Source organism: Crenalkalicoccus roseus, assembly GCF_004761865.1.
In the GTDB taxonomy this organism is placed as follows: Bacteria; Pseudomonadota; Alphaproteobacteria; order Acetobacterales; family Acetobacteraceae; genus Crenalkalicoccus; species Crenalkalicoccus roseus.
Genome location: NZ_SJDM01000002.1, coordinates 110378 through 127808 on the forward strand (window position 1 = coordinate 110378; position 17431 = coordinate 127808).

Sequence of the window (17431 nt, forward strand, 5' to 3'; positions counted from 1 at the left end):
TTAGGCTGGGCGGACGCATGGCGCCCGGGCGAGCCCCGGGCTCCCCCGGACGCCGGCGGCGGGCGGCCGCGCGGCCGCCCTGCCAACGCAGACGGGAGGGCGTGCGATGCCAGACTTCACCGGCAGAGAATCCGGCGGGGCCCAGCCCCGCGCCATTGCCCTGGTGGGGCCGCAGGGGAGCGGAAAGACCACCCTGCTCGACGCCCTGCTCGCCGCTGCGGGCTCGCCCGTGCGGCGCCGCGAGGCGGCCGGCATGACCACCGAGCTGCGCCTCGCCCATTGCGGCTTCATGGGCGACCCCTGGACCCTGATGGACTGCCCGGGCTCGATCGAGTTCGCGCACGAGGCCTGCTGCGCGCTGGCGGTGGCCGATCTCGCCGTGCTGGTCTGCGAGCCGGCGCCGGAACGCGTCGCCACCATCGGCCCGGCCCTGCGCGCGGTGGAGGAGGCGGGCATCCCCGCCATCATCTTCATCAACAAGATCGACATGCTCTCCGGACGGGTGCGCGACATGCTGGCGGCGCTGCAGGGGCAGAGCCGGCGCAAGCTGGTGCTGCGCCAGGTGCCGATCCGCGAGGGCGAGACCGTGACCGGCTATGTGGACGTGGTCAGCGAGCGCGCCTACCGCTACCGCCGCGGCGAGCCCTCGGAACGCATTCCCCTGCCCGAGGCGGTGCGCGCGCGCGAGGCCGAGGCGCGCGCCGAGCTGCTGGAGGCGCTGGCCGACCACGACGACGCGCTGATGGAGAAGGTGCTCGAGGACCTGGTGCCGACGCCGGAGGAGATCTACCGCCCGCTGCACCAGGGCGAGGTGAGTGGCGCCGTGGTCAGCGTGCTGCTCGGCGCGGCGGACCGCAGCAACGGCATCCAGCGGCTGTGGAAGGCGCTGCGGCACGACACGCCCTCGCCGGCGGAGACGCGCGAGCGCCTCGGCATCCCCGCCGAGGGCGAGCCGCTGGCGCAGGTGTTCCGCACCGTCCATGCCGGCCATGCCGGCCGCCTCTCCTATGCCCGCATCTGGCGCGGCCCGGTGAAGGACGGCGCCACGCTCGGCGGCGTGCGCATCGGCGGCATCCACCGCTTCCCGAACGGCGAGGCGCAGAAGGTGCCGCAGGCCGAGACCGGAGAGGTGGTGGCGCTCGGCCGGCTGGAGGGCGTGCGCACCGGCGACACGCTGGGCGGCGACCGCCTGCCCTTCCCCGAGCCGCCGCCGCCGGTCTACGCGCTCGCCATCACGCTCGAGGACCGCAAGGACGAGGTGCGTCTCTCCTCGGCGCTGCAGCGGCTGGTGGAGGAGGACGCGTCGCTCAGCGTGCGCCAGGACGCGGAGATGGGGCAGATGGTCATCGCCGGCCAGGGCGACATGCATCTGCGCGCGGCGCTGGAGCGCCTCGCCACGGCCTCGGGGGTCAAGGTGAAGTCGGTGCGGCCGCAGGTCGCCTACCGCGAGACCATCCGCCGCCCCGTCCTGCAGCATGCGCGGCTGAAGCGCCAGACCGGCGGGCACGGGCAGTTCGCCGATGTGAAGCTGGAGATCGAGCCGCGCGGGCGCGGTGAGGGCTTCAGCTTCACCGACCGCATCGTCGGCGGCGTGGTGCCGAAGCGCTTCATCCCCGCCGTCGGCGAGGCGGCGGAGGAGGCGACGAAGAAGGGGCCGCTCGGCCATCCGGTGGTGGACATCGCCGTCACCCTGGTGGACGGCACCTTCCACTCCGTGGACAGTTCCGACATGGCCTTCGCCACCGCCACCCGGATGGCGATGCAGGAGGGGCTGGCCAAGGCCGAGCCGGTGCTGCTCGAACCCATAGACCATGTGACGGTGAGCGTGCCGGCCGAGTTCACCGCCAACGCGCAGCGCCTGCTCACCGGGCGGCGCGGCCAGATCCTCGGCTATGCCGCAAAGCCCGGCTGGGAGGGCTGGGACGAGGTGGAGGCGCTGGTGCCCGAGGCGGAGATGCACGACCTGATCATCGAGCTGCGCTCGCAGACGCTCGGCCTCGGCACCTATGTCCGCCGCTTCGACCATCTGGCGGAGGCGCGGGGGCGGTAGCCGGCACGGCGGCGCGCCCGGCGTGCTGCCGCCGCGCGCCGCGCGCGCTATCCGGTCGCCACGCAAGCGGCAGGAGGGAACGCATGGCTGGGCGCATCGTGCTGATGGACAACGGCCTCTCGGACATGGCGGTGGCGCGCGAGCTGTGCCCCGCCGGCTTCGAGCTGGTGATCGCCCGCCCCGGCACGCCGGAGTTCGCCGCCGCGATCCCGGAGGCCGAATACCTGGTCGGCTTCGGCAGCCCGGCGATGGACGACGCCTTCTACCGCGCGGCGCGCCGGCTCCGGCTCTATCAGCTCCTCTCCGCCGGCTACGACAATTGCGACATCGAGGCGGCGCGCCGCGCCGGCGTGCCGATCTGCAACAATGGCGGGGCCAACGCCACCGCGGTCGCCGAGCACGCGATGATGCTGATGCTCGCCGTCTGCCGCCGCCTGGTCTGGCAGCACGAGAGCGTCGTCGCCGGGCGCTGGCGCGGCAACGCCCCCGGCCAGGCGGGGCTGTTCGAGCTGCGCGGCAGGACGCTCGGCATCGTCGGGCTCGGCACCATCGGGCGCAAGGTGGCGCGGCTGGCCAACGCCTTCGGCATGCAGGTGATCTACTTCGACATCCGCCGCCTGACCGAGGCGGAGGAGGACGCGCTGAACGTCCGCTTCCGCCTGCTGCGGGAAGTGCTGCGCGCCGCCGACATCCTCTCCCTCCATGTGCCGCTGACGCCGGCGACCAGGCACATGATCGGCGCGGCAGAGCTTGCCCTGATGAAGCCGGGCGCCTTCCTGGTGAACACCTGCCGCGGCCCGGTGGTGGACGAGGCGGCGCTGGTCGCGGCGCTGGAGGGCGGCGGCCTCGCCGGAGCCGGCCTCGACGTCTTCGACCAGGAGCCGACGCCGCCGGACAACCCGCTGCTGCGCCTCAGGAACGTCGTGCTGACCCCGCACCTGGCGGGGCCGACGGCGGACAACCAGCACGCCCGCTTCCGCAACGCCTTCGACAATTGCCAGCGCGTGGCGCGCGGCGAGGCGCCGCTCTGGGTGATCCCCGAACTCGCGCGGTGAGGGGGGCGCCGCCCCCTCTTCAGGAGCCGAGCTTGTCGGTGAACAGCCTGAGGCGCATGTGCTCCGGCACCTCCTGCCCGGCATCCACGAAGGCCTTGCGCAGCGCGTCCATGTTGGGGCCGAAGATGCCGGTGCGGTTGGCGCTGCACCATTCGCGCGACTGCGCCGGCATGGTCAGCGAGCCCTGGAAGCGCGGCATCACCCAGCGGGCGAACAGCTCGTAGCTGCGCAGCGTGTCCTCGCGGTTCGCCCATTCGTGGCTGCGGAACAGGATGCCGCCGCAGCCGCCCTCGGTGTATTCCAGCAGCCGCTCGATGCCTCTGGCGATGGTGTCGGGGCTGCCGACCAGGGTGGTGCCGGCCTTCAGCCCGTCGGTCAGCGGGTCCTCGCTGCGCATCGGCGGGCGGCCGAGCGTCTCGGAGAAGTAGCTCAGCGTCTCCAGCCGCTCGCCGGCGCGCACCTCGCGCATGGCGCGCTCGTCCTCCTCGGCGCAGTGCATGTTCACCACCAGCCGCCAGCCGGCGCGGTCCAGCGTCCTGCCGTGCTTCGCCGCCTCCGCCTCGCCGAGGCGCCAGTGCTCGGCGAGCTTGGCGTTGCCGCCCGGCAGGCCGGCGCCGATCGAGAGCAGGCCGAGCCCGTACTTGCCCGCCGCCAGCACGCCGGCGGGCGTGGTCACGCTGGCAACCGCGATCGGGAAGTGCGGATGGGTGTAGGGGGCGAGGTGCAGCCGCGCCTCGCGCAGCTCGAACCAGTCGGTCTTGAGCGTCACCGGCTCCTCGCAGGCCAGCAGCCGCATGATGGCGCCGAGGCTCTCGTCCATCCGCCGCCGCTGCGCCTCCGCCGGGATGCCCATCATGTAGGCGTCGGAGACCAGCGCGCCCGGGCCGCAGCCCAGCATCACCCGCCCCCGCGTCATGTGATCGAGCTGCACGAAGCGCTGCGCCACCAGCAGCGGGTGGTGGTAGGGCAGGGAGGTGACGCCGGAGCCGAGCATGATGTGCTTCGTCCGCTCCGCCGCCGCGGCGATGAAGATCTCGGGCGAGGCGATGATCTCCCACCCCGCCGAGTGGTGCTCGCCGATCCAGGCCTCGTCGTAGCCGAGGGTGTCGAGCCACTGGACCAGCTCCAGGTCGCGGCCGAGGGCCAGCGTCGGGTTGTCGCCCACGCGGTGGAAGGGGGCGAGGAAGATGCCGAAGCGCAAGCCGCGATGGGCCATGGGACGCTGCCTTTCCGAACCGTCTTTCCCGCGGGCAGGCTAGCCCGTGATCGCGCCGGGCGGAACCGCCGGGGGCGCGGCCGGGGCGGCGGGCTTGGGGTGCGGCATCGGCTTCCTACCGAAGGTCCTCAGGGCCCGGCTCCGGCAGTGTCGGCCCGCTCCGCCCCGCGGCGCAAGCACGGCGCGTGGCGGGAGCGGATGCGAAACGGGCTTGCGAAAATCCGGCGGTTTCGCTTGAACGAGGCGGAGAACGGGCGCGCAGGCCGGCGGCCGGGCGCCGCAAGAACCGATTGTCCCCGGGAGGCTCCATGCCGCATCGCCGTCACCTGTTCGCCCTCGGCGCGGCCGCGCTGGCCGCCCCCGCCGTCCTGCGCATCCCGCGGGCCCAGGCGCAGGAGGTGACGCTGCGCCTGCACCACTTCCTGCCGGCGGTGAGCAACGTCCACCGCTTCTTCCTGCAGCCCTGGGCGCAGAAGGTGCAGCAGGAGAGCAACGGGCGCCTGCGCATCCAGATCTTCCCCGCCATGCAGCTCGGCGGCGCGCCGCCGCAGCTCTACGACCAGGCGCGGGACGGTGTCGCCGACATCATCTGGACGCTGCCGGGCAACACCCCCGGCCGCTTCCCGCGCATCGAGGTGTTCGAACTGCCCTTCGTCGCCCACAAGCGGGCGATCGTGAACTGCCGGGCGGTGCAGGAATTCGCCGAGAGGCACCTGCGCGAGGAGTTCCGCGAGGTCCACCCGATCTGCGTCTGGGCGCATGGCGAGGGGCTGATCCACGCCCGCCGCCCGGTCCGCACCATGGAGGACCTGCAGGGGCTGAAGCTGCGCTTCCCCTCCCGCCTGAACGGCGAGGCGCTGCGCGCGCTGGGCGCCGCCCCGGTCGGCATGCCGATCCCGCAGGTGCCGGAGGCGCTGAGCCAGGGCGTGATCGACGGCGCCGTGGTGCCCTGGGAGGTGGTGCCGGCGCTGCGCCTGCAGGAGATGGTGCGCCACCACACCGAGATTCCGGGCAGCCCGACCCTCTACACCGCCACCTTCATCCTGGCGATGAACCGCGCCCGCTACGAGGGGCTGCCCGAGGATCTCCGGCGGGTGCTCGACGCCAACAGCGGCCAGGCCGCCGCCACCATGGCCGCGGTGCCCTGGGACGAGCGCGGCCCGGTGGTGGAGGAGATGGTGCGCCGCCGCGGCAACGAGATCATCCTCCTCTCCGAGGAGGAGAAGCAGCGCTGGATGCGCGCCACCGCCCCGGTGGTCGAGGCCTGGGTGGCGCAGTCCGCCGGCCGCGGCTTCGACGGCGCGGCGCTGCTTGCGGATGCGCGGGCGCTGATCGAGAAGCACGGCCAGGGCGTGAGCTGACGGGGCCGGACCCCGAGAGCCCCGCATGGCCGACCAGCCGGCGCCGCCGCGCGGCCTGATCGCCCGGCTCGCCGCCGGCCTCGCCTTCGCCGGCGGACTCGTGCTGCTGGCCACCGCCCTGCTCACCAGCGTGAGCGTCCTCCTGCGCTGGCTGACCAGGCAGCCGGTGCGGGGCGATTTCGAGCTCGTCTCGCTCGGCGCCGGCGTCGCGGTGCTCGGCTTCCTCGCCTACGGCACGCTGATGCGCACCAACATCCTGGTGGACACCTTCACGGGCTGGCTGCCCCGCCGCATGGCGCAGGCGGTGGACGCCTTCTGGTCGCTGGTCTGGGCCGCCGCCGCCGCGGTGCTGGCGGAGCGGCTCTGGATCGGCGCGCGGGAGACGCTGCGCAGCGGCACCACCACCATGGTGCTCGGCCTGCCGACCTGGTGGGCGGTCGGGATCGGCGCGCTCGGCTTCGCCGCCACCGCCCTCGCCGCGCTCTACTGGGCGCTGCGCCTGGCCCGAGGGCGGGGGTGATGGCCCCCGAATTCGTCCTCGCCGCCACCGGCTTCGGCGTGCTGCTCGCGCTGATCGTGCTGCGCTGCCCGGTGGGGCTGGCGATGCTGCTGACCGGGGCGGCCGGCTATCTCTGGATCATCGACGCCGCGACGCTGCTGAACTACCTCAAGACCACGCCCTACCACCTGTTCGCGAACTACACGCTCTCCGTCATCCCGCTGTTCATCCTGATGGGCGCGCTGGCCGAGCGCGGCGGGCTGGCGCGGGACCTCTTCACCGCCGCCCATGCCCTGGTCGGGCACCGCCGCGGCGGCATGGCGATGGGGGTGATCGGCGCCTGCGCCTGCTTCGGCGCCGTCTGCGGCTCCTCCGTCGCCACCACCGCGACCATGGGCCGCGCCGCGCTGCCGGAGCTGCGCCGCTACGGCTACGCGCCCGGCCTCGCCACCGGCACCATCGCGGTGGGCGGCACCCTCGGCATCCTGATCCCGCCGAGCGTGATCCTCGTGATCTACGCCATCCAGACCGAGCAGAACATCGCCCGCCTGTTCATGGCGGCGCTGATCCCCGGCCTGCTGGCGGCGCTGCTGCACATCCTGGCGATCGCGCTGGTGACCTGGCGCCGCCCCGCCCTCGCGCCCCCGGCGCTGCGCCTTCCGGCGGAGGAGCGGCGGCGCGCGCTGCTCGGCGTGGTGCCGGTGCTGGTCATCGCCGTCGTCGTGGTGGGCGGCATCTATGGCGGCGTGTTCACCCCGACCGAGAGCGCCGCGGTCGGCTGCATCGCCACCCTCGCGGTCGGGGTGCTGCGCGGCACGCTCCGCGCCCGCCAGGTGAAGGAGGCGCTGCTCAGCACCGCCGAGACCACGGCGATGATCTTCGTCATCCTGCTCGGCGCCGAGGTGTTCAACGCCTTCCTGGCGCTGACCCAGGCGCCGGAGCTGCTCGGCCTCTGGATCAGCGAGCAGGACTTCTCCCCCTACGGCGTGCTGCTGCTGATGCTGCTCGCCTACCTCGTGCTCGGCGCGGTGATGGACGAGCTGGCGATGATCCTGCTGACGCTGCCGGTGTTCTTCCCGGTGGTGACGGCGCTCGACTTCGGCCTCGCCACCACCGAGGAGACGGCGATCTGGTTCGGCATCCTGGTGCTGGTGGTGGTCGGCATCGGCCTCGCCGCGCCGCCGATCGGGCTCAACGTCTTCGTCGTCTCGGCGCTCGCGCGCGACGTGCCGATCGCGCGCACCTATCGCGGCGTGATGCCCTTCCTGGCCATGGACCTGCTGCGGCTCGGCCTCTGCGTCGCCTTCCCGGCGCTCAGCCTCTGGCTGGTGCGGGTGCTGAGCTGAGTGGTCGGGCCGGGGGCACCGCATCCGGCCAGAAGCGCACGCCCGGCCGCGCCAGCCCGCCGCCGACGCCGATCGCGGTGCCGTCGGCGCGCCAGCAGGCCGCGCCCTCCAGCAGGCCGTCCTCGGCGAAGCGGATGGCGCACATGCCGCCCGCGACATGCGGCACGGCGAGCACCTCGTGGCCCATGGCGCGCAGCGCCTCGCGCACCGGCGCGGCGATGCCGGCCTCCACCTCCAGCGCCTGGCCCTGGGTCCAGACCCGCGGCGCCTCCACCGCCTCCTGCAGCGCCATGCCGTGGTCCACCAGCGCGATCAGGGCCTGCAGGACGCTGCCGAAGATGCGCAGCCCCCCGGGCAGGCCGAGCGCGACCCAGGGCCGCCCCTCCCTCAGCGCGATCAGCGGCGCCTGGCTGGTGGTGATGCGCTTGCCCGGCGCGATGGAGAGGGCGTGGCCGGGGCGCGGGTCGAACAGCGCCATGTAGTTGTTGGGGATCAGCCCGAGTTCGGGGATCAGGAAGCGGGCGCCGAAGGTGCTGTTGATGGTGTGGGTGGCGCAGACGATGCGGCCCTCGGCATCGGCGACGGTGAGGTGGGTGGTGTTCGGGCTCTCCCCCGCGGCGACGCCGGCGCCCCAGCGTTGCGCGCGGGCGGGGTCGAGCCGTGCCCGCCGCTCCGCCGCATAGGCGGGGGAGAGCAGCCGCTCCACCGGCACCCGCACGAAGGCGGGGTCGGCGGTGGCCGCGGCGCGGTCGGCGAAGGCGATCTTCAGCGCCTCGGCGATCAGGTGCGTGGCCTCCGCCGTGCCGAAGCCGAGGGCGCCGAGATCGAATCCCTCCAGGATGTTCAGCATCTGGATCAGGTGCACTCCGCCCGAGGAGGGCGGCGGCGGCCCCACCACCTCCACCCCGCGATAGGTGCCGCGCACCGGCGCGCGCTCGACCAGCCGCGCCTCGCGCAGATCGGCCTCGGAGAGCAGGCCGCCGCGGCGGGCGATGTCGGTCGCCACCGCCGCGCCGATGGCGCCGCCATGCAGCGCGCCCGGCCCCTCGCGCGCGATGCAGCGCAGCACCTCCGCCGCCGCGCCCTGCACGAGGCGCGCGCCGGGCCGCAGCGGCGCGCCGCCGGGCAGGAACAGGGAGGCGATGGCGGGGTCGCGCGCCAGGTCGGCCGCCGCCTCCGTCACGCATTCGGAGAGGTAGGGGGTGGCGGGGAAGCCGCGCTCCGCCAGGCGGATCGCCGGGGCCATCACATCGGCGAGGGGAAGGGTGCCGAAGCGGCGCAGCGCCTCGCACCAGGCGAGCAGATTGCCCGGTACGGCGACGGCCCGCGGCCCGACCGCGTTCTCCCGCCCCACCGTCTCGAGCGCCGCCGGCCAGTCCTGGCTGACGGGGGTGAACATGTCGGGCCGCCCCGCGGCGGGGACGGTGGAGAGCCCGTCGAGCACGGTGTGCGTGCCGTCGGACAGGCGGAGATGCGTCATGCCGCCGCCGAGCAGGCCGACCATCATCGGCTCCACCACGGTCAGAGCGAAGAGGGAGGCCACCGCCGCGTCCACCGCGTTGCCGCCCGCGGCCAGCATCTCCGCCCCGGCGGCGGAGGCGAGCGGATGGTTGGTGACGACCATGCCCCGCGATCCGGTCGCGGGACGCTTGACGCAGGTGAAGGCGCTGCCGGCGCGCGCACGCCATGCCTGGCTGGACATCGGCGGGATCCCCCCCTCTTGCGTCCCGAGCGTCGCGCCCCCAGCCATTCCGTGCAAGCCGTGGCGCGACGCGGGAGGGAAGGCGAATGGCCGGGATGGTGCCGGACCCCGAGACCGACATGCTCGGGCTGATCGACGTGCAGCCCACCTTCATGCCGGGCGGCGAACTGCCCGTGCCGGAGGGCGACGCCGTCCTGCCGGTGATCGCGCGGCTGCTGGAAGGGCCGTTCCGCCACGCCTTCGCCACGCAGGACTGGCACCCGGCCGACCACCTCTCCTTCGCCAGCCAGCATCCCGGCCGCGCGCCCTATGACAGCGTGGCCATGCCCTACGGCCCGCAGACGCTCTGGCCGGACCACGCGGTGCAGGGCAGCGCCAACGCCGCCCTCCACCCCGCCCTGCCGCAGGGGCGGATCGAGATGATCCTGCGCAAGGGCTTCCGGCGCGAGGTGGACAGCTACTCCGCCTTTTTCGAGAACGACCACCGGACCCCGACCGGGCTCGAGGGCTGGCTGCGCGCACGCGGCGTGCGGCGGCTGTTCCTCGCCGGGCTGGCGACGGATTTCTGCGTCGCCTGGTCGGCCGAGGACGCGGCACGGCTCGGCTTCGGGGTGGTGGTGATCGAGGATGCCTGCCGCGGCATCGGCCTGCCGCTTCCCGAGGGCGGCACGACGCTGGAGGCGGCGCGGCGGCGCCTCGGGGGCATGGGCGTGGCCTTCCTGCGCAGCGAGGCGATCGGCTGACGCGGGGCGCAGGCGCGGCCGCCGGTTCCGGCCCATTGTCCGTGACGCGGAGACGCGCTCCCGGCTGGTTCGCCGCTCCGGCACTCCCGCCTTCGGATCGGGCGCTGGAGCCGCTTCCACTCGGCCATGAACGCGGAAACGGCTCCAGCCCATTGGTTGTAGGGCAGAGTCACGCTCCCGGCTGTTTCCAGCCGTCCGCGATCTGCTCTAGCGCAGCGCGAACAGCCGCCCCCAGGCGGCGAGGGGGGAGGGATCGGCGCCGGCAGCGCGCAGCGCTCCCCACAGCGCGACGGCGACGCTGTCGAGCACGGGGATGCCGAGCGCCGCCTCCAGCGCCGGGACCAGCCGCGCGGCGCGGAAATTCGTGCAGTGGACCACGATGGCCGGCGCTCCCTCGCGCGCCACCTCGCGGATCAGCTCCTCAATCCGCGCCTCCGTGTGCCCGGCGAAGCTGAAATTGCCGGGATCGCCGAGATGGCGCTCCGCCACGCAGTCCAGCCCCTCGGCGCGCCAGCGCGCGACGATCGCCCGCTGCACCTCCTCCAGATAGGGCGTGACCAGGCCGTAGCGCCGCAGGCCGAGGGCGGCGAGGGCCTGCATCAGCGCCAGCGTCGCCGTGGTCGCGGGGATGCCGGTGCGCCGCGTGATGGCGGCGCAGAGCGCCCGGTCCTGCTCCAGCCCGAGCCAGGCGCCGGAGGTGCCGTTCCAGCAGATCGCATGCACCCGCGCATCCGCCAGCAGCTCCGCCGCGGCCAGGATCGGCGTGGGGTCGAACTGGGCGCGGGAGGCTGCGTCCATCCCGATCGCCACCACCCGGAAGCGGGCGAAATGCGCGCTCGCACCCGGCAGGGCGGCGAGCATCGCCGCCGTCAGCGGCTCGAGCACCGTGTTCGAGGAGGGTGTCAGCATGCCAAGGCGGAGCGGCGCGGGGGCGGAGGGTGTCATCCTCGTCCTTCCGGGCGGATCGTGACGCGGGCGGTCGGGCCCGGGCGGCGGATTGCCCTGCCGCCCGGGGCGGCCCATTCTGCCGCCGATCGCAGGAGAGGCGCCATGCGAGGAGTGCCCGACATCAGCCCCAGCGAGACCTGGCGGGCCCTCAGGGAGGACCCCAAGGCCGTCCTGGTGGACGTGCGCACGGATGCGGAGTGGAATTTCGTCGGCGTGCCCGACCTCGCCGAGGCGGGGAAGGAGGTGGTGCTGATCCCCTGGCAGCTCTACCCCTCCATGCAGGTGAACGCCGCCTTCGCGGAGCATCTGCGCAAGGCGGGGCTGACGCCGGAGCACCGGCTCTACTTCATCTGCCGCTCCGGCGCCCGCAGCCTGGCGGCGGCGCAGACCGCGCAGGCGGCGGGCTTCCCCGAAGCCTTCAACGTCGCCGACGGCTTCGAGGGGCCGGTGGACGCGGAGGGGCACCGCGGCACCGTCGCCGGCTGGAAGGCCGAGGGGCTGCCCTGGCGGCAGCGCTGAGAAGGGAGACGAGACGTGACCGAGGCACCGCTGCCGCTCCGCACGGAGTTCCTGTTCCGCATGGCCCTTGCCGCCGGCGCGCCGCAGATGACGGCCCCCGGACGCGGCGGGGAGCTGCGCGTCATTCCCGTCACCGGCGGGCGCTTCGAGGGGCCGCGCCTCAGGGGGGAGGTGGTGCCCGGCACCACGGCGGACTGGCTGCGGGTGGAGGCGGACGGCACCGCGCACATGGATGTGCGGCTGGTGATGCGCACCGATCGCGGGCAGCTCTTCTACATGCACTACAGCGGCCTCCGCACCGGCGCGCCGGAGGTGCTGGCCCGGCTCGGCGCCGGAGAGGCGGTGGACCCGGCCGACTACTACTTCCGCATCGCCATCCGCTTCGAGACGGGCGATGCGGAGCTCGCCTGGCTGAACCGCGTGCTCGCCCTCGGCGTCGGCCAGCGGCCGCCGGGCGGGCCGACCTACGACGTGTACGTGGTGCGCTAGAGCATTGTCCGTTCACCCTGGCTCGCGGAAACTGCTCCAGCTCGTTGAGTGTGCGAGCCTCTTCCCCCGTCGAGGCCACCTGGACGGGATCTGCTCCAGCGCCTGGTCCACGGAGGCGGGCTCGCCGGAGCCGCGACTCGGCCGCTCGGCAAGGAGCGCAGCGTGATCTGCGGAATCGGATCGCGCCGGTAGCCCGTGCTTCGCCGGGGCGGCGTCACACTCCCGACCCGGCCCGCCGCGATCCGCTCTTGCGCCGTTCCGCGAAGGCGTACCGCGCCACGGGGCGGCTACCCTACGCCGCCGCGAGTTCCTGGCTGCGGTCCCACAGATTCGGCACCGCGGCGTTGGTGTAGCCGGAGATGAAGCGCTTCTCCGCCCCCGTTGCCGGATCGAAGACGCTGCGGGGGATCGCGCCGATGTTGCCGCCATAGGCGTGGATGCTGATGCTGGGCCGGTCGGCGAAGGCGTTCTCCACCACATGGATGTCGTAGGTATCGGCGCCGACCGCCACCACCTCGCCCGGCCGCAGCCGGTCCACCCGGCCGGGGCGCATCGGCGTGCCGGGCGGGCCGAGCTGCATCTCGGTCGAGATCTCCTCGCCGCGCAGCATGCCGACCAGGCCCCAGACCGTGTGGTTGTGCACCGGCGTCCTCTGCCCGGGGCCCCATACGAAGCTCACCAAGCAGAACCGCTCCGCCGGGTCGCAGTGCAGCAGGTACTGGCGATAGGTGGGGCCGGGCGTGGCGTAGTCCTCGGGCAGCCAGTCATCGTGGGAGACCAGGTCCCTCAGCAGCGCCGCCCCCTCGGTCAGGAAGCGGCGCTCCTCCGCCCCCTCATCCGCCAGCCGGGTCATGGCGCACACGAAATGGCGCAGGCGGGCGATGTTGGTCATGGATTTTCTCCGACGATCCTCTCGCGGAGAACACTATCCTCCCTGCCGCCCCGCGCGCAAACCATCCGTCCCGACGGCCGTTGCTGGGCCGCGAGGAGGAGAGGCCATGACGCCCGAGACGCTTCTGCTGGCCGATGACGGCGAGGTTCCGAACAACCCGCGCCTGCCGGCGCTGGTCTATCGCGGCGCGGTGCCCCCCGGCGATCCGGAGGCGGCGGAGGCGCTGTTCGCCCGGAACGGCTGGCCGCCCGCCTGGCGGAACGGCATCCACCCCTACCACCACTACCACCCCAACGCGCATGAGGCGCTGGCGATCGCCTGCGGGCAGGTGCGGGTGCAGCTCGGCGGCGAGCAGGGCAGGGCGCTCGACCTGCGGGCGGGGGATGTGGTGGTGCTGCCGGCCGGGGTCGGGCACAAGAATCTCGGCGCCAGCGAGGATCTGCTGGTGGTCGGCGCCTATCCGCCCGGCGCGGAGCCGGAGGAGTGCCGCGCCGACCGGACGGCGCATGACCGCGCCGTGCAGGCCATCACCCAGACGCCGGACCCGCCAAGCGATCCGGTGCAGGGCGGCCCCTGGCCCGGCCTCGACCGGGAGGCGGGGAAGGGGCCCGGCTGACCCTCCGGCGGGGCCGCGCGCGGGCGGCTCCGCCGCGATGACGGGTCAGGCCGCCTCGGCAGTCAGCACGATGCGCCCGACCACCTTGCCCTCGCGCAGGCGGTTCAGCGCCGCGTCGGCGTTGCGCAGCGGTTCCCTGGTGATCGGGATCGGCGGGATCTTGCCCTGCTTGGCGATGTCGATCAGCGCCCGCAGCTCCTTCACATTGCCGACATAGCTGCCCTGCACCGTCAGGGCGCGGATCGGCATCAGCGGCAGGGGAATGGAGAGCTCCCCTCCGAACAGCCCGACCTGCACCAGCTTGCCGCCCTTGCGCAGCGCGTCAAAGGCGAAGCGCGCGGTCTGGGTGCCGTTCACCAGGTCCACCACGCCCGCGACCGGACCGCCGCAGGCGTCGAGGATACGCTTGGTGGTGTCGTCGCCGGAGACGAGCACGGCATCCGTCGCGCCCTCCTCGCGTGCCGCGTCCAGCTTCTTCTGGTCCACGTCCACGATGCAGATGCGCCGGTGGCCGAGCGCCTTCAGGATGGCGATGGCGTTCAGCCCGAGCCCGCCGGCGCCGACCAGCACGATCGGCTCCTCCGGGTCCATCGGCATCAGCTTGTTCACCGCCGAATAGACGGTGACGCCGGAACAGGCGTAGGTCGCGGCCAGCGCCGGGTCGAGGCCCTGGATGTCCACCAGGTGCTTCACATGCGTCGCCAGCACGTGCGTCGCGTAGCCGCCGTTCTGATAGACGCCGAGGCTTCTCGGCGTCAGGCACATGTTCTCCTCGTCGCGCTGGCAGGCGGCGCACTTGCCGCAACCGACCCAGGGATAGACGAGGCGGACATCGCCCACCTTCACGCCCTGGCCCTCGGCCTCGGGGCCGAGCTTCACCACGCGGCCGACGATCTCGTGGCCCATCGCCAGCGGCAGCACCACGCCGCGGTCGGTCAGCCGCATCTTGCCGCGGCTGCCGAGGTCGTACTCGCCCTCCCAGATGTGCAGGTCGGAATGGCAGACGCCGGCATGGGTGACCTCGAGCAGCACCTGGGCGCCCTGCGGCTCCGGCGTCGGCAGCTCGATCTCCTGCAGCGGCTTCCCGGTCTCGACCACGGCCCATGCGCGCATGGGGTTCCTCCCGAAAACGACGATCCGGCGCGCATGTCACCAAGCGCCGCAATGGGGGTCAAGGCATGCGGAAGGCGGGGCCGGCGTCGACGCCGGCCCCGCGCTACCGGTTCGTCGCCGCCTCAGCGCGTGGCCGGGGACTCCGCGGGTGCCGGCGGCGCGGTCGTGCCGGTGGCCGGGGCGGGGTCGGTCGCGCCCGGCGCGGGGCCGATGCCGGCGCCGGCGGTGCCGGGGCCGGTGGTACCGGCCGGCGGCGCGGCCGCGGTGCCCGCCGGACCGCCGCCCGCGCCAGGCGGGGTGCCGACGCCGGTGCCCGTCGCCGTGTCGCCCGGCGCGGCCGTCATGCCGCCGCGATCCGCCGGGATATCGGCACGCGGCATCGTCTCACCGGCAACCGGCTGGCGGTCGGCGCCGGCTACCGTGTCGCGCTGGCCGAGATTGCCATCCCAGGCGAACCAGGCGACGAGCAGCAGCACGACGAGGGCGCCGATGGCCCAGCCCCAGCCGCCGGCGCGGCGGCGTATAGGCGGCGGCGAGCCGGCCGTGGCCGGCCCGACCGTCGGCCGCGCGGCGGTGTCGGGGTGCAGGGTCGGGTCGGTCGGCATCGCCGGGTCGCGCGGCGCCGCAGGGTCGAGGGGGTCGCGCGGATCGCGGGCGTTGGCCATGGAATTCTCCCATCCTTCGGTTGTCGGATGGGACAACGTGCGCATCGGAAGGGGGTTCGGCCCCCTTCCGCCTCAAGACGGGGGCCGTGGCCACCCTGCCACGGCGGCGCGGGCTCAGCCCGGCCGCGGCTGCGCCCGCGCGCGGGCGGCGGTCAGCGCCCGGCGGATCTCCGCCTCCGCCTTCTCGAGCTCCTTGCCCGCGGCGGCGCGCTGCGCCTGCGCCTCCTGCGCGATGCGGAGCGAATCCTCGATCGTCGCCACCAGCGAGGCGTTGGCCTTCTTCACCGCCTCGATGTCGAAGACGCCGCGCTCGATCTGGGTGCGCGCCTCGATGTTGCCCTGGCGCAGGCGCTCGGCATTGGCGGTGAGCAGCTCGTTCGTCAGGTCGGTCGCCTCCTTGAGCGTCCGCCCCGCCTCGCGCATGCGCTGGATCGCCAGCGCCTGGGCGAGCTGCTGGCGCCACAGCGGCACCGTGTTGGCGATCACGCTCTGGATCTTGGCGGCGAGCGCCTTGTCGTTCTCCTGGATCAGGCGGATCGAGGGCAGGGCCTGCATCGCCACCTGGCGCGTCAGCTTCAGGTCGTGCACGCGCCGCTCCAGCTCGTCGCGCGCGGCGCGCAGGTCGCGCAGCCGCTGCGCCGCGACGGAGTCGCCGCCCTCCACCTCCCGCGCCATGGCGGGGATCGCCTCCTGGTCCACGCGGCGCAGCACCATCTCGCCGGCGGCGATGTGGTCGCCGAGGCCGTGGAACCATTCGAGCGTGGCGCCGTACAGGCGCTCCAGCTTCTCCACGTCCTCGAGCAGGCGCGTGCGGTGGGTGTCGAGCCGGTCGCCGATCTCCTCCACCTGGCCCTTGATGGTCTCGTAGCGCTGCACCACGCGCGCCGTCTCGGCGCGGGCGCGGCCGAACATGCGGGCGAGGAAGCCCGGCCGCTCGCCGAGCCCGCTCATGTCGAAGCCGCGCAGCGTGGCGAGCAGGCTGGACAGCGTCACCCCCGCCTCGCCCGCCTCGCGGTTGCGCGCCCCCTCCAGCATCGCGTCGGCGGCGGCGGTGGCGCGGTTCTGCGCCTCCTGCCCGAAGCGCAGGATGCTGCCGGGATCGGCGATGTCGAGCTGCTGCGCCAGCCGCTCGATCTCCGGCCGCCGCTCCTCCGGCACGCGCTCGACGGCGGCGGCGAGCGCGGCGGCGGTGGCGTCGCGCACCGCTGCCGCGGCCTCGTTCACGGGCGCCTCGGCCGGCATGTCCCGGGTGGTGTCGCTCATCGGTAGCCCTCCTCGCGCAGCCGGTCGGACAGGACCTTGACCTGGATCTCCAGCGCCTCGCTCTCCTCGCGGCGCAGGCGCTCGCGCAGCTCCCGCGCCGTGGCGGCAAGATCGTCCAGCAGCAGCGGCAGTTTCTCGGGCGGGGCGGCGCCGGCCTCCAGCCGCTCGGTGATGCGCTCGAGCCCCTCCAGGTGGACGTTCAGGAAGCGCCGCGCCATCGGCAGGCGCTCGGGCTTCGCCGTCAGGTCGTCGAGCACGCCTTCCATGGCGTCGGCAACGCCGCGCAGCCGCCGGTCGGCCAGCCGGTCGGCCACCGCCTCGACGCGCGCGAGGCGCAGCCGCGCCTCCTCGATCGGCCCGGGCGGGGGCGGCGGCGGCGCGGGCGGCGGCGGCGGCGCGGCCTCGGGCAGGGAGTCGTAGAGCAGGCGGGTGCCGAACAGCGCGCCCGCGGCCATGACGAAGGGCAGGATGGCACCCATGCCGCCGGCGAAATAGGCGGCGAGGCCCGTGCCCACGGCCATCAGCCAGCTCGCCCGGCGCAGATCGCCCTTGCGGCCGCGCCGGATCATCCGCGCCGCCAGCAGCGAGCCGCCGATGCCGAGGGCGCAGCCGAGCACGATGCGGTCCGCCCCGCCGAGCGCCGCGAGCAGCGCCGCCGGCAGCAGCGGCAGGGCAAAGAGCGGCAGCGCCAGGCCGCGGTAGCGCAGCCGCAGCCGGACCCAGGCGGCGAGGAAGCCGTCCAGCATCAGAATAGCGCCTGCACGGCGCGGATCAGCGCGAAGATCCCGGTCAGGGACATGGTGCCCCCCAGCAGCAGCGCCCCCCCGAACCAGGCGAGGGGCGCGCCGCGCGGCACGGGGGTGGCGGGGGTGACGTTGCTCGGCTCCATGGCGGGGCGTAGATCGGTTCGGCAGGCGGTGCGATCAAGCGCCTGCGGATGCGCGCGATCGTGAG

General features: G+C 74.0%; 18 protein-coding genes. 9 read left to right on the forward strand and 9 right to left on the reverse strand.

Annotated elements, in window-relative coordinates; genetic code table 11:
- Positions 1–106 precede the first annotated feature (106 nt).
- Both ET526_RS02635 and ET526_RS02640 read left to right on the forward strand, forming a co-directional pair.
- Positions 107–2050 carry an elongation factor G gene (locus ET526_RS02635; protein WP_135466113.1) on the forward strand — a complete coding sequence of 648 codons (1944 nt, stop codon included), beginning with the start codon at positions 107–109 and terminating at the stop codon, positions 2048–2050.
- Between the two features lie 83 nt (positions 2051–2133).
- Positions 2134–3105 (forward strand): 2-hydroxyacid dehydrogenase, encoded by a 972-nt coding sequence (locus ET526_RS02640; RefSeq protein WP_135466114.1) that lies wholly within the window; start codon positions 2134–2136, stop codon positions 3103–3105.
- Positions 3106–3124: 19 nt separating this feature from the next.
- Here the strand turns inward: ET526_RS02640 and ET526_RS02645 are convergent, their stop codons facing one another.
- The gene (locus ET526_RS02645; RefSeq protein WP_135466115.1) at positions 3125–4321 is read right to left on the reverse strand and encodes an LLM class flavin-dependent oxidoreductase; all 1197 of its coding nucleotides are present in this window, start codon (positions 4319–4321) and stop codon (positions 3125–3127) included.
- 308 nt (positions 4322–4629) lie between these two features.
- On the opposite strand from ET526_RS02645, the gene ET526_RS02650 reads away from it, so the two are divergent.
- Genes ET526_RS02650 through ET526_RS02660 form a run of 3 tightly spaced genes read left to right on the forward strand, consistent with a single transcriptional unit; the run spans position 4630 to position 7527 of the window.
- Positions 4630–5682, forward strand: coding sequence for a TRAP transporter substrate-binding protein (locus ET526_RS02650; protein ID WP_135466116.1), 1053 nt, complete (start codon positions 4630–4632; stop codon positions 5680–5682).
- A gap of 25 nt (positions 5683–5707) precedes the next feature.
- Complete coding sequence (locus ET526_RS02655; protein WP_135466117.1) at positions 5708–6202, forward strand: TRAP transporter small permease; 495 nt, start codon at positions 5708–5710, stop codon at positions 6200–6202.
- A complete protein-coding gene (locus tag ET526_RS02660; protein WP_135466118.1) occupies positions 6202–7527 on the forward strand; it encodes a TRAP transporter large permease in 1326 nt (441 codons plus the stop codon). Before ET526_RS02655 ends, ET526_RS02660 begins: the two co-directional genes overlap by 1 nt.
- Here ET526_RS02660 and ggt read toward each other — a convergent pair.
- On the reverse strand, positions 7496–9229 hold the full coding sequence (gene ggt, locus ET526_RS02665) for a gamma-glutamyltransferase (RefSeq protein WP_135466119.1): 1734 nt from the start codon (positions 9227–9229) through the stop codon (positions 7496–7498). The two genes, ET526_RS02660 and ggt, sit on opposite strands and share 32 nt — an antisense overlap.
- Positions 9230–9315: 86 nt before the next feature.
- Here ggt and pncA point away from each other — a divergent pair, with 86 nt between their 5' ends.
- Positions 9316–9972: a bifunctional nicotinamidase/pyrazinamidase gene (gene pncA, locus ET526_RS02670; RefSeq protein ID WP_240048225.1), complete on the forward strand. Its 657-nt coding sequence runs from the start codon at positions 9316–9318 to the stop codon at positions 9970–9972.
- A 207-nt stretch (positions 9973–10179) separates the two neighbouring features.
- On the opposite strand, the gene ET526_RS02675 is transcribed toward pncA, so the two are convergent.
- Positions 10180–10917 carry a maleate cis-trans isomerase family protein gene (locus ET526_RS02675; protein WP_135466120.1) on the reverse strand — a complete coding sequence of 246 codons (738 nt, stop codon included), beginning with the start codon at positions 10915–10917 and terminating at the stop codon, positions 10180–10182.
- A 105-nt stretch (positions 10918–11022) separates the two neighbouring features.
- Between ET526_RS02675 and ET526_RS02680 the strand changes: the two genes are divergently transcribed.
- Both ET526_RS02680 and ET526_RS02685 read left to right on the forward strand, forming a co-directional pair.
- Entirely contained in the window at positions 11023–11439 is a 417-nt protein-coding gene (locus ET526_RS02680; protein WP_135466121.1) for a rhodanese-like domain-containing protein, read from the forward strand.
- Between the two features lie 15 nt (positions 11440–11454).
- The gene (locus ET526_RS02685; protein WP_204623455.1) at positions 11455–11928 is read left to right on the forward strand and encodes a DUF3237 domain-containing protein; all 474 of its coding nucleotides are present in this window, start codon (positions 11455–11457) and stop codon (positions 11926–11928) included.
- 292 nt (positions 11929–12220) lie between these two features.
- Here the strand turns inward: ET526_RS02685 and ET526_RS02690 are convergent, their stop codons facing one another.
- Positions 12221–12820, reverse strand: coding sequence for a cysteine dioxygenase family protein (locus ET526_RS02690; protein WP_135466122.1), 600 nt, complete (start codon positions 12818–12820; stop codon positions 12221–12223).
- A gap of 106 nt (positions 12821–12926) precedes the next feature.
- Between ET526_RS02690 and ET526_RS02695 the strand changes: the two genes are divergently transcribed.
- On the forward strand, positions 12927–13436 hold the full coding sequence (locus ET526_RS02695) for a cupin domain-containing protein (RefSeq protein WP_135466123.1): 510 nt from the start codon (positions 12927–12929) through the stop codon (positions 13434–13436).
- Positions 13437–13481: 45 nt separating this feature from the next.
- Here ET526_RS02695 and ET526_RS02700 read toward each other — a convergent pair whose 3' ends face one another.
- From ET526_RS02700 to ET526_RS21195, 5 genes are all read right to left on the reverse strand, one after another.
- Positions 13482–14549, reverse strand: coding sequence for an alcohol dehydrogenase (locus tag ET526_RS02700; RefSeq protein WP_135466124.1), 1068 nt, complete (start codon positions 14547–14549; stop codon positions 13482–13484).
- A 122-nt stretch (positions 14550–14671) separates the two neighbouring features.
- Entirely contained in the window at positions 14672–15214 is a 543-nt protein-coding gene (locus ET526_RS02705; RefSeq protein WP_135466125.1) for a hypothetical protein, read from the reverse strand.
- A gap of 114 nt (positions 15215–15328) precedes the next feature.
- Entirely contained in the window at positions 15329–16477 is a 1149-nt protein-coding gene (locus ET526_RS02710) for a toxic anion resistance protein (protein ID WP_135466126.1), read from the reverse strand.
- Positions 16474–17223, reverse strand: a complete 750-nt coding sequence (locus tag ET526_RS02715; RefSeq protein ID WP_135466127.1) for a hypothetical protein — start codon at positions 17221–17223, stop codon at positions 16474–16476. The genes ET526_RS02710 and ET526_RS02715 overlap by 4 nt, the downstream gene beginning before the upstream one ends.
- Complete coding sequence (locus ET526_RS21195) at positions 17223–17366, reverse strand: hypothetical protein (protein ID WP_158295465.1); 144 nt, start codon at positions 17364–17366, stop codon at positions 17223–17225. Before ET526_RS21195 ends, ET526_RS02715 begins: the two co-directional genes overlap by 1 nt.
- Between the last annotated feature and the right edge of the window lie 65 nt (positions 17367–17431).

Excerpts from the sequence above, each read along its gene's own strand:
- ET526_RS02675 (WP_135466120.1), bottom strand. The coding sequence starts at position 10,917 with ATGACACCCTCCGCCCCCGCGCCGCTCCGCCTTGGCATGCTGACACCC.
- ET526_RS02640 (WP_135466114.1), top strand. The coding sequence starts at position 2,134 with ATGGCTGGGCGCATCGTGCTGATGGACAACGGCCTCTCGGACATGGCG.
- ET526_RS02715 (WP_135466127.1), bottom strand. The coding sequence starts at position 17,223 with ATGCTGGACGGCTTCCTCGCCGCCTGGGTCCGGCTGCGGCTGCGCTAC.
- ggt (WP_135466119.1), bottom strand. The coding sequence starts at position 9,229 with ATGTCCAGCCAGGCATGGCGTGCGCGCGCCGGCAGCGCCTTCACCTGC.
- pncA (WP_240048225.1), top strand. The coding sequence starts at position 9,316 with ATGGCCGGGATGGTGCCGGACCCCGAGACCGACATGCTCGGGCTGATC.
- ET526_RS02680 (WP_135466121.1), top strand. The coding sequence starts at position 11,023 with ATGCGAGGAGTGCCCGACATCAGCCCCAGCGAGACCTGGCGGGCCCTC.
- ET526_RS21195 (WP_158295465.1), bottom strand. The coding sequence starts at position 17,366 with ATGGAGCCGAGCAACGTCACCCCCGCCACCCCCGTGCCGCGCGGCGCG.
- ET526_RS02650 (WP_135466116.1), top strand. The coding sequence starts at position 4,630 with ATGCCGCATCGCCGTCACCTGTTCGCCCTCGGCGCGGCCGCGCTGGCC.
- ET526_RS02705 (WP_135466125.1), bottom strand. The coding sequence starts at position 15,214 with ATGGCCAACGCCCGCGATCCGCGCGACCCCCTCGACCCTGCGGCGCCG.
- ET526_RS02635 (WP_135466113.1), top strand. The coding sequence starts at position 107 with ATGCCAGACTTCACCGGCAGAGAATCCGGCGGGGCCCAGCCCCGCGCC.
- ET526_RS02655 (WP_135466117.1), top strand. The coding sequence starts at position 5,708 with ATGGCCGACCAGCCGGCGCCGCCGCGCGGCCTGATCGCCCGGCTCGCC.
- ET526_RS02695 (WP_135466123.1), top strand. The coding sequence starts at position 12,927 with ATGACGCCCGAGACGCTTCTGCTGGCCGATGACGGCGAGGTTCCGAAC.
- ET526_RS02710 (WP_135466126.1), bottom strand. The coding sequence starts at position 16,477 with ATGAGCGACACCACCCGGGACATGCCGGCCGAGGCGCCCGTGAACGAG.
- ET526_RS02700 (WP_135466124.1), bottom strand. The coding sequence starts at position 14,549 with ATGCGCGCATGGGCCGTGGTCGAGACCGGGAAGCCGCTGCAGGAGATC.
- ET526_RS02690 (WP_135466122.1), bottom strand. The coding sequence starts at position 12,820 with ATGACCAACATCGCCCGCCTGCGCCATTTCGTGTGCGCCATGACCCGG.
- ET526_RS02660 (WP_135466118.1), top strand. The coding sequence starts at position 6,202 with ATGGCCCCCGAATTCGTCCTCGCCGCCACCGGCTTCGGCGTGCTGCTC.
- ET526_RS02645 (WP_135466115.1), bottom strand. The coding sequence starts at position 4,321 with ATGGCCCATCGCGGCTTGCGCTTCGGCATCTTCCTCGCCCCCTTCCAC.